Origin of the sequence: Polymorphospora sp. NPDC051019, from assembly GCF_040683055.1 — a bacterium.
GTDB lineage: Bacteria > Actinomycetota > Actinomycetes > Mycobacteriales > Micromonosporaceae > Polymorphospora > Polymorphospora lycopeni.
This window is the reverse complement of sequence record NZ_JBFBCH010000002.1, coordinates 497,160-512,555: the sequence shown is the minus strand read 5'-3', so window position 1 is coordinate 512,555 and position 15,396 is coordinate 497,160. Positions and strand designations below refer to the sequence as shown.

Annotated in this window: 10 protein-coding genes and 1 pseudogene; 9 read left to right on the top strand and 2 right to left on the bottom strand. The window is 73.6% G+C overall.

The window, feature by feature from the left end; all coding sequences use genetic code 11:
• Window positions 1–2 precede the first annotated feature (2 nt).
• Window positions 3–884 (top strand): hypothetical protein, encoded by an 882-nt coding sequence (locus tag AB0M79_RS06410; RefSeq protein ID WP_364208465.1) that lies wholly within the window; start codon window positions 3–5, stop codon window positions 882–884.
• A gap of 94 nt (window positions 885–978) precedes the next feature.
• Here AB0M79_RS06410 and mce read toward each other — a convergent pair whose 3' ends face one another.
• Entirely contained in the window at window positions 979–1,452 is a 474-nt protein-coding gene (gene mce, locus AB0M79_RS06405) for a methylmalonyl-CoA epimerase (protein ID WP_364208462.1), read from the bottom strand.
• A 64-nt stretch (window positions 1,453–1,516) separates the two neighbouring features.
• Here mce and AB0M79_RS06400 point away from each other — a divergent pair, with 64 nt between their 5' ends.
• The 8 genes and pseudogenes from AB0M79_RS06400 to AB0M79_RS06365 form a co-directional block, all read left to right on the top strand.
• A complete protein-coding gene (locus AB0M79_RS06400) occupies window positions 1,517–2,701 on the top strand; it encodes an acetyl-CoA C-acetyltransferase (RefSeq protein ID WP_364208459.1) in 1,185 nt (394 codons plus the stop codon).
• Between the two features lie 70 nt (window positions 2,702–2,771).
• A complete protein-coding gene (gene meaB / locus AB0M79_RS06395; protein WP_364208456.1) occupies window positions 2,772–3,767 on the top strand; it encodes a methylmalonyl Co-A mutase-associated GTPase MeaB in 996 nt (331 codons plus the stop codon).
• A 69-nt stretch (window positions 3,768–3,836) separates the two neighbouring features.
• Window positions 3,837–6,932 carry an FtsX-like permease family protein gene (locus AB0M79_RS06390; protein ID WP_364208453.1) on the top strand — a complete coding sequence of 1,032 codons (3,096 nt, stop codon included), beginning with the start codon at window positions 3,837–3,839 and terminating at the stop codon, window positions 6,930–6,932.
• Window positions 6,929–7,801, top strand: a complete 873-nt coding sequence (locus AB0M79_RS06385) for an ATP-binding cassette domain-containing protein (RefSeq protein ID WP_364208450.1) — start codon at window positions 6,929–6,931, stop codon at window positions 7,799–7,801. The genes AB0M79_RS06390 and AB0M79_RS06385 overlap by 4 nt, the downstream gene beginning before the upstream one ends.
• The gene (locus AB0M79_RS06380; RefSeq protein ID WP_364208447.1) at window positions 7,798–8,451 is read left to right on the top strand and encodes an ATP-binding cassette domain-containing protein; all 654 of its coding nucleotides are present in this window, start codon (window positions 7,798–7,800) and stop codon (window positions 8,449–8,451) included. Before AB0M79_RS06385 ends, AB0M79_RS06380 begins: the two co-directional genes overlap by 4 nt.
• 83 nt (window positions 8,452–8,534) lie before the next feature.
• Window positions 8,535–10,223 (top strand): methylmalonyl-CoA mutase family protein, encoded by a 1,689-nt coding sequence (locus tag AB0M79_RS06375; protein ID WP_364208444.1) that lies wholly within the window; start codon window positions 8,535–8,537, stop codon window positions 10,221–10,223.
• A gap of 82 nt (window positions 10,224–10,305) precedes the next feature.
• Complete coding sequence (locus AB0M79_RS06370) at window positions 10,306–11,223, top strand: tetratricopeptide repeat protein (RefSeq protein WP_364208441.1); 918 nt, start codon at window positions 10,306–10,308, stop codon at window positions 11,221–11,223.
• A gap of 97 nt (window positions 11,224–11,320) precedes the next feature.
• Window positions 11,321–12,217, top strand: a pseudogene (locus AB0M79_RS06365) (arginase family protein); the annotation flags it as partial.
• Window positions 12,218–13,218: 1,001 nt separating this feature from the next.
• Here AB0M79_RS06365 and AB0M79_RS06360 read toward each other — a convergent pair.
• Entirely contained in the window at window positions 13,219–15,174 is a 1,956-nt protein-coding gene (locus AB0M79_RS06360) for a penicillin-binding transpeptidase domain-containing protein (RefSeq protein ID WP_364208438.1), read from the bottom strand.
• Between the last annotated feature and the right edge of the window lie 222 nt (window positions 15,175–15,396).

Below are 15,396 nucleotides of genomic sequence, written 5' to 3'. Positions count from 1 at the left end.
CGATGACGGTGGTGTACTTCGACTCCCCGATGTCCGACGACGACCGTCGCCGGAAGCTGTTCGGCGGGGACCTGTTCGTCTACTCGCCGACGCGGCACTCGCTGGAGCTGGTCGCCTTCGCCCGGGAGATGGCCGAAGAGGCGTTCGCCCCGCACTTCCCGCCGGACGCCCAGCACCACCTGGCCGGCCGCGCCTACGTCGACGTGCTCGCCGGCCTCAAGCCCGCCTTCATCAACCACCCGCGCAGCAAGGAGCTGGTGGCCGGGATGCTCGCCGACCTCGGCGCCGACCTGGCCCAGACCTACTTCGACGTGCCCCGCCTGCGCACCATGACCAGCGAATACCTCAACGCCGGGCTGACGCTGCAGTTCGAGTCGCACCGCGACACCTGGTTCTCCGCCCCGATGTCGCAGATCAACTTCTGGATGCCGGTGTACGACGTCGAGGAGGCCAACGTGATGGCCTTCCACCCGCCGTACTTCGCCAACGGGGTGCGCAACTCCTCGCGGGACTACAACTACGGCGAGTGGGTGGCCCACGGGCGCACCGCGGCGGCGCAGCAGATCGACACGGAGACCCGCAAGCAGCCGGAGGCCGAGGAGGAGATCCAGCGCGAGCCGGACATCCGGGTCATCACCCCGCCCGGCGGCATTTTGATCTTCTCCGGCGCCCAGTTGCACACCACGGTGCCCAACACGTCGGGCAAGACCCGGTTCTCGATCGACTTCCGGGCCGTCAACCGGCGTGACGTCGAGGAACGGGCGGGTGCGGCCAACGTCGACTCCGGGTGCACCGGTACGACCCTCGGCGACTTCCTGCGGGCGACCGACCTGACCCAGCTCCCACCGGAGCTGATCAGTTCCTACGACACCGTCCCCGCCTGACGTCCGTCACGCTTCCGCCCCACCTCCCCGCGATCTTGCAGTTGTCGCCCGACAAACGCGACAAAAGGGGGAGATAGCTGCAAGATCGCGGGAGTCAGGGGGTGGTCGGCGGCTCGACGAGTTCGATCAGCACGCCGCCGGCGTCCTTCGGGTGCACGAAGTTGATCCGCGATCCCGCCGTACCGCGGCGGGGGGCGTCGTAGAGCAGGCGTACGCCGCGCTCGCGCAGGGCCGCGCCGGCGGCCTCCACGTCGCTGACCGTGTACGCCACCTGCTGCACGCCCGGCCCGTTGCGGTCGAGGAACTTCGCGATCGTCGACGACTCCGACAGGGGGGCGAGGAGTTGCACGAAGCCGCCCTCGGGCGACGGGCCGACGGCCATCATCGCCTCGCTCACCCCCTGTTCCTCGTTGACCTCGCGGTGCGCGCAGCGCATCCCGAAGACACGCTCGTAGAACTCGATGGCCGCGTCGAGATCGGCGACGGCGACCCCGACATGATCGATACGTAGCAGTCCGATGCCTGTGACAAAGTCCGCAGCGGGCTCGGCGGGGGAGTGGTCAGCCATGGCGCTAGTCTGGCCGAACTATCGTTAAGGTTCGCGCGCGGGTTCCCCTCTGGAGGCGATGGGCATGGCTTCGGTGATCGTGAGTGGTGCACGTACCCCGATGGGGCGGCTGCTCGGCAACCTTCGGGACTTCCCGGCCACCAAGCTTGGCGGGGTCGCCATCAAGGCCGCGCTGGAACGCTCCGGCGTCGCCCCTGACCAGGTCGAATACGTCATCATGGGACAGGTCCTCCAGGCCGGTGCCGGCCAGATCCCGGCCCGCCAGGCGGCCGTCGAGGCGGGCATCCCGCTGTCCGTGCCGGCCCTGAGCATCAACAAGGTCTGTCTGTCCGGGCTCGACGCGATCGCCCTGGCCGACCAACTGGTCCGGGCCGGCGAGTTCGACATCGTGGTCGCCGGCGGCATGGAGTCGATGACCAACGCCCCGCACCTGCTCATGGGGCAGCGGCAGGGCTACAAGTACGGCGACGTGGTGATCAAGGACCACATGGCGCTCGACGGGCTGACCGACGCGTGGGACTGCTGCGCGATGGGTGAGTCCACCGAACGGCACGGCGACCGCCACGGCATCAGCCGCGCCGAGCAGGACGCCTTCGCCGCCACCAGCCACCAGCGGGCGGCCGCCGCGCAGAAGAACGGCCACTTCGCCGAGGAGATCACGCCGGTCGAGGTTCCGCAGCGCAAGGGCGACCCGGTGCAGGTCACCGAGGACGAGGGCATCCGCCCCGACACCACGGTCGAGTCGCTGGCCCGGCTGCGTCCCGCGTTCACCAAGGACGGCACCATCACCGCCGGCAGCTCCTCGCCGATCTCCGACGGCGCCGCCGCCGTGGTCGTGATGAGCCGGACCCGGGCCCAGCAGCTCGGCCTGCCCTGGCTGGCCGAGATCGGCGCGCACGGTAACGTCGCCGGCCCGGACAACTCGCTGCACTCCCAGCCGTCGAACGCCATCAAGCAGGCGCTCAGCAAGGCCGGCCTCGGCGTCGAGGACCTCGACCTGATCGAGATCAACGAGGCGTTCGCGCAGGTCGGCATCCAGTCGACGCGCGACCTCGGGGTCAGCCCCGACATCGTCAACGTGAACGGCGGCGCGATCGCGCTCGGCCACCCCATCGGCATGTCCGGGGCGCGGCTGGTGCTGACCCTCGCCATGGAACTCCGGCGGCGCGGCGGCGGCACCGGCGCGGCGGCCCTGTGCGGCGGCGGCGGTCAGGGCGACGCCCTGATCATCCGCGTCCCGAAGGCATGACCGAGCGGAGCGAGGGAATCGGTCGGCTCAGTCGGAAGTCGTGCGGTCGCCGAGCGCAGCGAGGTGCCGCATGACCGAGCGGAGCGAGGGAAGCCGACCCACCGTACGGCGTAGCCGGGACGTACCGCTGCTGGTCGACCGGGCCCGGGACGGTGACGCGCGGGCGGTGGCCCGGCTGATCACCCTGGTCGAGTCGGGCGACCCGCTGCTGCCCGAGATCGCGGCGGCGCTCGCTCCGCACACCGGGCAGGCCCAGGTCATCGGCCTCACCGGCTCGCCCGGCGTGGGCAAGTCGACCACCACCAACGAGCTGGTCCGGGCGCTGCGCTCCCAGGGGCACCGGGTCGGTGTGCTCGCCGTCGATCCGTCCAGCCCGTTCACCGGCGGCGCGATCCTCGGTGACCGGGTACGCATGCAGGACCACGCCACCGATCCCGGTGTCTACATCCGGTCGATGTCCAGCCGGGGTCATCTCGGCGGGCTCGCGGCGACCACCCCGCAGGCGGTCCGGGTGCTCGAGGGGGCCGGCTGCGACGTGGTCCTGGTCGAGACGGTCGGTGTCGGGCAGGCCGAGGTCGAGGTGGCCTCGCTGGCCGACACGACCCTGGTGCTGCTCGCCCCGGGCATGGGCGACGCGATCCAGGCGGTCAAGGCCGGCATCCTGGAGATCGCCGACGTCTTCGTGGTCAACAAGGCCGACCGGGACGGCGCCGACGCCACCCACCGCGACATCCAGGGCATGATCGCGCTCGGCGAGCGCGGGCCCGGCGAGTGGCGGCCCCAGGTGGTCCGCGCGGTGGCTTCGCGGGCCGAGGGGATCGACGACATCGTCGCCGCCCTGGAGAAGCACCGGAACTGGCTGGTCGAGCACGGCGAACTGCGCCGCCGCCGGGAGGCCCGGGCCGCCGCCGAGGTCGAGGCGATCGCGCTCGGCACGCTGCGTGCCCGGATCGGGTCACTTCGTTCGGGTACGACCCTCGGTGCGCTCGCGGCCCGGGTGGCCGACGGCGCCGTCGATCCGTACGCGGCCGCCGACGAACTCCTGATTGGACTCGAACGGGGCTGACGGCGCTTGTGTCGCCGGGTTAGGGTGCGCCGCAAGATCCGAAGTTTCTTCACCTATGGAGCCCGCGGCGTGCACAACCTGTCCGTCACGTTACGAGGAATCCGGCACCGCCGGGGCCGGTCGCTGATCGTCGTACTGCTTGCCGCGATCGCCACCGCGGCCGCCGTCGTCATCCCCGCCTACACCCGGGCGGCCCAGCAGTCGGTGCTCACCGACACCGTCACCGCCACCCGGCCGGCCACCGTCGGCGTCACCGTCAGCGGCCGGACGGGGGCTGCCGCCCCCGACCTCGCGGCCGTCCAGGCGTCGACGGACGCGGCGCTGCCCGGCACCACCGTCGCCGGGTTTCTCGACCCGCCGATCGGGGCGGTGTGGTGGCAGGGGGAGTCCCTGGTCGCCCCGGCCCGCCACCGGACGACCGCGGACGTGGTCTTCCGCACCGGCGTCTGCGACCATCTCGTGCTGACCGCCGGCGGCTGCCCGCGACAGCGGGGCGAGGTGCTGGTGAGCGCCCGGTCGGTGGCCGACACCGGCTGGCAGGTCGGCCAGCGGATCGACATCCAGCCGCCCGGGTTGCCCGGCTTCCGCGACACCGGCACGCGGCCGACGATCCCGTTCACCATCACCGGCCTCTACCAGATCGCCGACGAGCAGGCCGCGTACTGGGGCAGCACGCTGTATCTCGACGGTGGTCGACTCGATGAAAACGACAACTACGCCGCCGACACGATCTTCGTCGGCGTCGAGTCCGACCTGCTCGGCGTTCCCGGCACGCCGGAACCGCGGTTCGCGGTCGAATACCACCTGCGCGACGCCGCCGGGCTGCGGCTGGACCAGGTGCCGGTGGTCCGGGCCGACCTCGACAAGCTGAGCCGCGACGTGACCGCCGGTGCCGTCTCGTCGGGGCTGCCGGCGTCGCTCGACGAGGCCGCCGAACACCAGGCCGTGCTGGCACGAAGCGTGCCGCTGATCGCCGTACCGCTGGTGCTGCTCTGCTGGTTCGTGCTCTTCCTGGTGGTCGCCGCGTTGACCGAGGAACGCGGCCCGGAACTCGCGCTCGGCAAGCTGCGCGGGCTACGGCTCGGACAGGTCGCGCTCTTCGCCGTCGCCGAACCGATGCTGCTCATCGCGTTCGCCACCCCGCTCGGCGTCGCCCTGGGCCTCGGCCTGACCGAGGCCGGCGCGCGGGCCTTCCTCGCCGACGGTGGACACGTCGAACTCCGGGGACCGGTGCTGCTGGCGGCGGCGGCCGCGTTCGCCGGGGCGGGTGTCGCCGCGGCGCTCGCCACCCGCCGTACGGTGCGGGCCAGCGTGCTGTCGCTGCTGCGCCGGATTCCGCCGCGGGCGCCGTGGCGGGCGGTCGTCGTGGAGAGCGCGGTCGGCGCCCTCGCGCTCGTCGGGCTCTTCCAGATCCTCACCTCCGGTGACCGCACCTCGCCGCTGGCCTATCTCGCGCCGGCGCTGCTGGCGGTGGTCGCCGGACTGGTCGCCGCCCGGCTGCTCACCGGCTGGGCCCGGCTGCGCGGGCGTACGGCGGCCCAGCGTGGCGACGTACCGCTGCTGCTGGCCACCGCCCAGCTCGCCCGCCGGCCCGCGACGGCGCGGGTCGTGGTGCTGATGACCGTCGCCGTCGCCCTGCTCTCCTTCGCGGTCACCATCTGGGACGTCGCCGCGATCAACCGGATGATCGCCGCCCGCGTCGAGGTCGGTGCGCCGGTCGTGCACACCGTCACCGCCGCCGATCCGGCCGCCCTGCTGGCCGCCGTACGCGCCGCCGACCCCGACGGGCGGCGGGCGATGGCGGTGGCGTGGGGCAGCCAGCGGTACGCCGACGAGAACCTGCGCATCGCGACCGTCGACGCGCCCCGGCTCGGCGCGGTCGCGGACTGGCCGGGCCGCGACGCCGCCCAGACGGCCGCGGTCGGCGAACTGCTGGCGCCGGCCGGGACGGACGGTCCCGCCCCGATCCCGGTACGTGGCCCGGTGGTCGAGGCCGACGTCGAGGTCGGCCAGCTCACCCAGACCGAGCCGACGAGGCTCGTGCTGCTGGTCGCCCGCGGCACCGAGCCGCAGGTGATCAACCTCGGCCCGCTGCGCCCCGGTCAGCACACCTACCAGGGGCAACTCGACGGCTGTTCCGACGGCTGCCGGCTGCTCGGACTGTCGGTGCGGCGCTATCCGACCGACTCCACCGAGTCCACCGTGGACCTGACCGTGACCGCGCTACGCGACGGCGGCCGGCCGCTCGACGCCGGACTGACCGGCGACGGAGCCTGGCGCGCCCCGGCCGAACCGCCCAGCGGGCTGCGGCTGACCGTACGGCCCGGGGCCGGCGGGCTGCGGCTGACCGGTACCAGTTCGTCGGCCGACCTGGTCGCCGAGTACGCCGACGATCCGGTGGCCGCCCCGGCGGTCGTCGCCGGTTCGCCGCTGTCGGCGGACGGGGCCGCGCAGGAGTTCAGCTTCATGACCTTCGGCGACGAGATCACCCGGATGCGGGTCGTCGACCGGTCGCAGGCGCTGCCGGGTGTCGGGCGGCCGGCGCTGATGCTCGACCTGTCGACCGTGCTGCGCCAGGCCCAACGGGACGGCCTGGGCGACCTCAGAGGCTGGGAATACCAGGTGTGGACCACCGCTGACGCCGGCCCGGAGCTGGTCGCCGCGCTCGCCGACGCCGATGTCCGGGTGATCGGTACGCGCTTCGCCGAGCAGCGGCACGAGGAACTCGGCCGGCTGGCCCCCGCCCTCGCCCTGCGGCTCTACCTGCTGGCCGGGGTCGTCGCCGCGCTGCTCGGGATCGGCGTACTGCTGCTGAACATCCGGGTCGGTGCCCGCGCCCGGCTGCGGGAGATGGCCGCACTGCGGCTCGTCGGGGTGTCCCGGCCGGCGCTGCGCAGGGCTCTGCGCCGCGAGTACACAGTGGTCGTCGCCGTGCCGCTGGTGGTCGGGCTGGTCGCCGGGCTGGGCGGCGCCGCGCTGCTGCTGCCGGCGATCCCGCTGGCCGAGGTCGGGGCCGCCGCGCTCGAACCGGTCTACCGCGTCGGGGCGGTGTGGATACCGAGCGCGGTCGCGGCGCTGCTCGTCGCCCTGCTGTTGGCTGCCGCGAGCGTGCTGCGTACGGCGGACCGGGCCGATCCCCGGCTGCTGCGAGAGGAGGCCCGGTGAAGGCGATCGGCGTGACCTGCCGGGGGCTGGTCTTCATCTACCGGCTGGAGGGCTACGACGTCGTCGCGCTGGCCGGCGTCGACCTCGACATCGAGGCCGGTCAGTCGGTGGCGCTGGTCGGGCCGTCCGGGGCCGGCAAGTCGACGCTGCTGTCGCTGATGGCCGGGCTGCTCAGCCCGTCGGCGGGGCGGCTCTTCGTCGGCGAGCACGACCTGGCCAAGGCCACCGCCGCCGAGTTGCAGGCGATGCGGGCGGTCGACGTCGGGGTGATGCTCCAGGGCGCCGCCCGCAACCTGCTGCCGTACCTGTCGGTGGAGCAGAACGTGCGGTTCGCCCGGAACGGCGCGGTCGCCCGTGACGAACTGCCCCCGGCACGCGAGATCCTGGCCCTGGTCGGCCTGGCCGATCCGGCCCGGCTGAGGCGGACACCGGGTGAGCTGAGCCCCGGCGAACGCCAGCGGGCGGCGCTCGCGGTCGCGCTGGCCAACAATCCGGGGCTGCTGCTGGCCGACGAGCCGACCAGCCAGCTCGACACCGATGCGCGCGACGAGGTGCTGGCGGCCGTCGAGGCGGTCCGGGCCGCCGGTACGACCGTGGTGGTGGTGACCCACGATCCGGAGATCGGGGCCCGGATGAACCGTACGGTGACCATCCGGGACGGTCGGGTGGGCGCCGAGGGGCGAAGCGGCGTGGACTATTCGGTGATCGGCCGGGACGGGTCGGTGCACCTGCCGACGGAGGTGCTCGACGTGATGGCGCCGGGCACCCTGCTGCGGGTCACCGTCCAACCGGACGGGACCGTGTTGCTGACCCCGAGCGAGGCGGTACCGCACGCCGGGGCTGGGCTGGGTCGGGAGGATCAGCGGTGAGCAGGACGGTGGTGGCCAGCCGGGTCACGGTCGGGTACGGCGGCGAGCCGGTGCTACGCGAGGTGTCGGCGATGGCCGTACCGGGGCGGGTGCTGGCGGTGACGGGTCCGTCCGGGGCGGGCAAGACGACCCTGCTGTGGACGCTGGCCGGCCTGCTGCGGCCGGTCGAGGGTGAGGTGAGCGTCGCGGGGCACCCGCTGCGCGACCTGGACCACGCCGTCGCCGAGAAGATCGTGCTGGTGCCGCAGGACAACGGCCTGGCGGCGATCCTCACCGCCGCCGAGAACGTGCGGGTCGCGCTGCTGGCCGGTGGTGTGGCGGCCGACGAGGCCGGCCGGCGGACCACGACGGCGCTCGACCGGCTCGGCCTTGCCGGCCAGGCGGACCAGCTCGTCGAGGAGTTGTCCGGCGGGCAGCAGCAGCGGACCGCCATCGCCCGGGGGCTGGCGATGCACGGCGACGTGCTGCTCGCCGACGAGGTGACCAGCGAACTCGACGCGGCGAACCGGCGGCGGGTCCTCGACCTGCTGCACGAGGAGGCGCGGCGGGGCGCGGCCGTGGTCTTCGCGACCCACGACCCGGAGGCGGCGGCGAGCTGCGACGCCGAACTCCACCTGCTCGACGGCCGGGCTGAGACGGTCCGGCGCTGACGACATCGGGAGAGACTTAGCGATCGTTCAGGGATAGCGCCTACACTCGATCCAGGTCGAGGACTCAAGGAGGAGCCCCCCGGATGGACGCCCACGAGATCGCCGCCGGACGCGCCCGCTGGCAGGCCCGTTACGACGCCGCCCGCAAGCGGGACGCCGACTTCACCACCCTGTCCGGCACGCCCGTCGAGCCGGTGTACGGCCCGCCGCCCGGCACCGACGTGCCCGGCTTCGAACGCATCGGCTGGCCGGGCGAGTACCCGTACACCCGGGGCCTGCACCCGACCGGCTACCGCGGGCGGACCTGGACCATCCGGCAGTTCGCCGGCTTCGGCAACGCCCGCCAGACCAACGAGCGCTACAAGATGATCCTCGGCGCCGGCGGCGGCGGACTGTCGGTGGCCTTCGACATGCCGACCCTGATGGGGCGCGACTCCGACGACCCGCAGTCGCTCGGCGAGGTCGGCCACTGCGGGGTCGCGGTCGACTCGGCCGCCGACATGGAGGTGCTGTTCGACGGCATCGACCTGGCCGCCGTCACCACCTCGATGACCATCTCCGGACCGGCCGTCCCGGTCTTCTGCATGTACCTGGTCGCCGCCGAGCGCCAGGGCGCCGACCTGTCCAAGTTGGACGGCACGCTCCAGACCGACATCTTCAAGGAGTACATCGCCCAGAAGGAGTGGCTCTTCGCCCCGGAACCGCACCTGCGGCTGATCGGCGACCTGATGGAGTACTGCGCGGCCGAGATCCCGCGCTACAAGCCGCTGTCGGTCTCCGGCTACCACATCCGCGAGGCCGGCGCGACCGCCGCGCAGGAGCTGGCGTACACCCTGGCCGACGGCTTCGGGTACGTCGAACTCGGGCTTTCCCGGGGCCTCGACGTCAACACCTTCGCGCCCGGGCTGAGCTTCTTCTTCGACTCCCACGTCGACTTCTTCGAGGAGATCGCCAAGTTCCGGGCCGCCCGCCGGATCTGGGCCCGCTGGCTGCGCGACGAGTACGGCGCCACCAGCGAGAAGGCGCTCTGGCTGCGGTTCCACACCCAGACCGCGGGGGTGTCGCTGACCGCGCAGCAGCCGGTGAACAACGTCGTACGCACCGCGGTGGAGGCGCTCGCGGCCATCCTGGGCGGCACCAACTCGCTGCACACCAACGCGCTCGACGAGACCCTCGCGCTGCCGACCGACGAGTCCGCCGAGATCGCGCTGCGTACCCAGCAGGTGCTGATGGAGGAGATCGGCGTGACCAACGTCGCCGACCCGCTCGGCGGCTCCTGGTACGTCGAGGCGCTGACCGACTCGATCGAGGCGGAGGCCGAGGCGATCTTCGCGCGGATCAGGGAACTCGGCGGCAAGGGGGAGCACCCGATCGGCCCGATGACCGCCGGCATCCTGCGCGGCATCGAGGACGGCTGGTTCACCAGCCACATCGCCGACTCCGCCTTCACCTACCAGCAGGCGCTCGAGAAGGGCGACAAGAAGATCGTCGGGGTCAACTGCCACACCGCCACGATCGCCAAGGATCTCGAGATCCTGCGCATCTCGCACGAGGTCGAGGTCGAGCAGAAGCGGCTGCTCGCCGACCGCAAGACCGGCCGGGACGACGCGGCCGTCAAGGCCGCCCTGCACCGGATGCTCACCGCGGCCCGCGGCGGCGAGAACATGATCCCGGCGATGCTCGACGCGGTACGCGCCGAGGCCACCCTCGGCGAGATCTGCGATGCCCTGCGCGACGAGTGGGGCGTCTACCGCGAACCGGCCCGGTTCTGAAGTCACGGCGACGGACGGCGGTGGTGCGCGGGGCGTGGTGGTCCGGCCGCGGAGGGCTGACCACGTGCGAGACTAGACAACCATGAGCGACCCACGGACCACCCCGTCGATCTTCACCCGCGGCGCGGTAGACCTCGGCGCGCTGCGCAGCGCCGCACCCACCCCCGCCCGGCCCGCGACCACCACACCCGCCGGGGGCCACCCCGTCCCCGGTGGCGTCGCGCCCGGCGCGGTCACCGTGATCGATGTCACCGAAGCCACGTTCCAGACCGAGGTGCTCGAACGCTCGATGACCACCCCGGTGGTGCTCGACTTCTGGGCCGAGTGGTGCCAGCCCTGCAAGCAGCTCTCCCCGCTGCTCGAACGGCTGGCCGCCGAGGGCGGCGGAAGCTGGGTCCTCGCCAAGATCGATGTCGACGCCAACCAGCGCCTCGCCCAGATGTTCCGGGTCCAGAGCATCCCGACCGTCTACGCCGTCATCGGCGGCCAGATGGCACCCGGATTCGCCGGGCTCCAGCCGGAATCGCAGATCCGCCAGTGGATCGGCGCCGTCCTCCAGGCCGGCGGGGTCACCGTGGAGACGCCCGAGGACCCGCGCCTCACCGAGGCCGACGAGGCACTGATCACCGGCGACCTCGACGCCGCCGAGCAGGCATACCGCAAGATCCTCGCCGAGTCGCCGGCCGACGCCTCGGCCGAGGCCGGGCTCGCCCACGTCTCGCTCGCCCGCCGGGTCGCCGGCGTCAACCCGGCCCAGGCCCTCGCCGCCGCGCAGGCCGGCCCCGACGACGTCGCCGCCCAGTTGCTCGCGGCCGACGTCGAGGTGCTCAGCGGCCAGGCCGAACTGGCCTACCAGCGGCTGGTCGACCTCGTCCGGCGCACCGCCGGCGACGACCGGGAGACGATCCGCAAGCACCTGCTGTCGTTGTTCACCGTCGCCGGGCCCGACGACCCGGCCGTGGGCAGCGCCCGCCGGGCGCTCGCCAACGCGTTGTTCTGATCCGTCGCGGGAGCGGGGAGCACACGCTCCCCGCACCCACCCGGCGGCCAACCGGTCTCCGCACCCCCGCGGAGCCGCCGACCAGGACGGGGAGCCCATGAATCGCCGGATCGCGATCCTCGACGCCCCGTCCAACCTCGGCCTGCGCCCGCCGACCACCACCTCGGTGCCCGGCTGCGCCAAGGCCCCCGGCGCGCTGCGCGATCACGGCCTGGTCGAACGGCTCGGCGCCCGCGACGCCGGCTGCCTCACCCCACCCCGGTACGACCCCGCCGACTGGCGCCCCGGCGACGGGGTCTGCCACGCACCGGCCATCGCCCGCTACTCGACCGCGCTCGCCGAACGGATCGGCGCGATCATCGACGCCGACGAGTTCCCGGTCGTCCTCGGCGGTGACTGCTCGATCCTGCTCGGCTCGGCACTGGCCATGCACCGCCTCGGCGAGGCGGTCGGCGGGCGGATCGGGCTGGTCTTCGTCGACGGGCACTCCGACTTCCGGCACCCGGGCAACGCCTCGTACGTCGGCGCCGCCGCCGGCGAGGACCTCGCCCTGGTGACCGGCCGGGGCCAGGCCGACCTGGCCGCCATCGAGGGGCGGCGACCCTACTTCCGGGACATCGACGTCGTCGTGCTGGGCATCCGCACCCAGGACGAATACCGGCTCGACCTCCAGGCCGCCGGGATCGTCACCCGGCCGGTGCCGCTGCTGCGCACCGAGGGCGCGGCCCGGACCGCGCAGTGGGCCCACGACCAGCTCGCCGACTGCGCCGGCTACTGGGTGCACGTCGACGTCGACGTCCTCGACCCGGCGGTGATGCCGGCGGTCGACGCCCCCGACCCGGGCGGCATCGCCTTCGCCGAGCTGGAGCTGCTGATCGCCGGCCTGGTCGACACGCCACACTGCCTCGGCATCGAGATCACCGTCTTCGACCCCGACTACGACCCGGACGGCTCGTACGCCGCCGAGATCGTCTCCACCCTCGTCGCCGGACTGTCCGCGGTGCGCCGGCCGGAGCCGGCGCCGGAGCCGGCCGCCCCGGTCCGGGACGGTGCGGACGGGCCGGCCGGGGTGGCCCCGGGTGCGCCGACCCCGGTGGGTGCCCCGGGTGCGGCGACCCCGGTGGGTGTCCCGGGTGTGGCGCCGGTCGAGCACCCGCCGACGGATGCCCCGGCCGTGGTGATCCCGCCTCCGGACCGTCCCGACCCGGTGGCCGGCCCTGCCCACCGGGCGGACTCGGTGATCGGGCTGGCCGAGCAGGTGGCCGCCGCCGGTGCCGCCGCCCGCGACACCGCCTGGCGGGCCGGCCGTACCCCCGAACCGCGATTCACCGTCCGCACCGCGGACCCGGCCGACGCGGCGGCGGGTGCGCCCGAGCCGGGCCTGCCGGCAGCCGAACCAGCCGTGACCGAGGCGACGGCGTCGGCGACCGCCGCCGGGGCGACACCGGAGGTGGCTGGGCCGGCCGGGCCGGCGTTGACCGATCCGGCGTCGGACGGGGCGGCGTCGGAGACGGTGCCGCCGGAGCAGTCCCGGCCGGCCGAGGTGGCGCCGGAGCAGGTGGCGTCGGGCTGGTCCGTGCTGACCCGGGCGGCACCGAGGCAGGTGGCGCCGGCAGAGCCGGCCGGACCCCCGAACGGACCCCCGGCTCCGGCCGATTCCGGCCGTCCCAGGCGTATCTCGGCCGCCGACATTTTGACCGGTCGTCCCGGCCTGGCACCTGGGCAGCGGCAGCCCGCCAGCGATCAGGGCGCGGACGCCGACCCCACCTGACGCCGTCCGCGTCGACGTCGCAGCAGCCGATCCGCCGGTCGGACACCGTCTGAACCACAGACGATCATGAAGGTCCGGGCGCGCGCCACAGTGTGGGCTTGTCGATCTGGGCGCCAGCGACCTTACGGAGCCCGGATAGGGTCGCTGGCGCCCAGATCAACGGTGTGGCAGGCGGGGCTAGCGTTGCCGGGCGCTACTGCCGTGCCGGGTCGCGTCCGGGGTGGTCAGGAGCGGGCGAGTTCGCGGAGGAAGCGTTCGGTCAGCGGAACCGCGCTGGTCGTGCTCGAACCGCCCTTCTCCACGAACACCGCGAACGCCACGTCGCCCTGCCAGCCGATGAACCAGGCGTGGGTGTTGGCCGGGTTGTCGTCGTACTCGGCGGTGCCGGTCTTGCCGTGCACCGGACCGCCGGGTACGTCCCGCAGCGCGGTGGCCGTGCCGGTGGTGACCACCTCGCGCATCATCGTGCGCAGCGGCTCGACCGAGGTCGGCTTGAGCTGCGGCCCGGGCGGCGCGGGCGTGGCCGGCGCCGGATCGAGCAGCAGGGTCGGCTGCTGCCACTGGCCACGGGCGACCGCCGCGGTCGCCGACGCCATCGCCAGCGGGCTGACCAGCGTGGTGCCCTGCCCGAACGCGGCCGCCGCCCGCTCGGCCGCCGGGCCGCCGGTCGACACCTTGCCGCTGAACGCGTCGATCCCGAGGTCCCAGGCGCCCTCCAGGCCGAGGGTACGGCCGGCGGCGGCCAGCCCGTCCGGGCCGAGCTTCGGGGCCAGGTCGGCGAACGCGGTGTTGCAGGATCGGGCGAAGTCGACCCGGAACGGCACCGGGCCGAGTTCGAAGTTGTCGGAGTTCTTGAAGGTACGGCCGTCCACGGTGGTGTTGCGCGGGCAGGCGACCACCTGGTCGAGGGTGACCGCGCCGGCGTCGAGCAGGCCGAGTGCGCTGACCATCTTGAAGCCGGAGCCGGGCGGCACCTGGGCGGTGAACGCCAGGTTCTCCTGGCCACCGCCCGGACCGTTCGCGGCGGCCAGGATCGCGCCGTCGGTGACCCGTACGGCGACCAGGGCGGCCCGGCGGGTCTCGCCGGCGAGGGCGGCGTCGGCGGCGTTCTGGGTGCGTACGTCGATCGTGGTGCGGACCGGCTCGCCGGGCTTCGGCTCGCCGCGGAAGACCTCGGTGCCGGTCTGGGCGACGGTGCCGTCCGGCCCCTTGCGCACGATGGTGACGGCGACCCCGCCGGTGCCGCGCAGCCGCTGCTCGTAGCGCCCCTGCAGGCCGCCGTGGCCGACCAGGTCGCCGAGGACGTAGGCGTCGGGGTCGCGCTCCATGTCCTCCTTGGTCACCGCGTCGACGGTGCCGAGCAGGGCGCGGGCGAAGTCCCGGGTCGGCGCGAGGTCGCGGGTCGACTCCTGGAACTTGGTGCCGGGCAGGTCGCGGATCCGGTCCCGGATCTGGTCGTACGCCTCCCGGCGCAGGGTGACGACCTCGACGAACGCGTCGGGTTTGGCCTGGGCGAGCCGGTCCGGCAGCCCGCTGAGGTCGATCGCCGGGATCGCCGGCCGGATCGCCTTGAAGGCGGTGTCCAGTGCCTTGACCAGGGCCGGTGCGTCGTCGACCTCGCTGGGCTGCACCCCGACGGTGACCACCGGCCGGGCGGCGAAGACCGGCTGGCCGGCGCCGTCGAGGATGCCGCCGCGCGGGGCGGGCAGCCGGGCGAGGCTCAGCTGGTCGCCGTCGGTGAGCTGCTCCTGCACCACCTTCGGCTCCCAGATCACCTGCCAGGCGTCGTCGGCGCCACGGGTGAGCCGTACCTGGGTCGGGTAGGTCCAGTGGGTGCCGCCGGGCAGCGTCCAGTCGACGGTGACGGTGGCGACCGCCACGTCGTTGGTGACCTCGGCCCGGCCGCTGCGCTTCAGGGCCGGCGGGCTGGCGGCGAGGTCGCCGCTGAGGTGCTTGATCTGCCCGGCGACGTCGGCCGCCGGCAGCTTGCGACCGGCCGGGTCGACGAACGCGACGGCGGCGAGCTCGCCGGTCGACCAGCCGCCGAGCAGCGCGTCGACGGCCTGGTCCGGCCCGTCGTCGGCGCCGCATCCGGTGAGCAGGCCGGCGGCCATCGTCAGGCCCGCCAGCGCCGCCACGATCCGCCGCCCGGCCCCGACCCTGTTGCTCGACCCCCGCATGTCAGCTCCCCCTCCCGACCGGTGTCGACCATCGACCGTAGTACGGCTGGCCGATTCGTGGTGTCCGGGTATCCGGGCACTGACCGGCGCGGACACCGGTGGTGCGGCGACCGAGGTGATGACGGCGGGCCGATGGGTACTACTCGCCGGTGCCACGTCGGGTTCCAGACGCTGGGCACACCGATCCACCGGACGGCGATCCGGACGGCAGGGCCTAGGCTG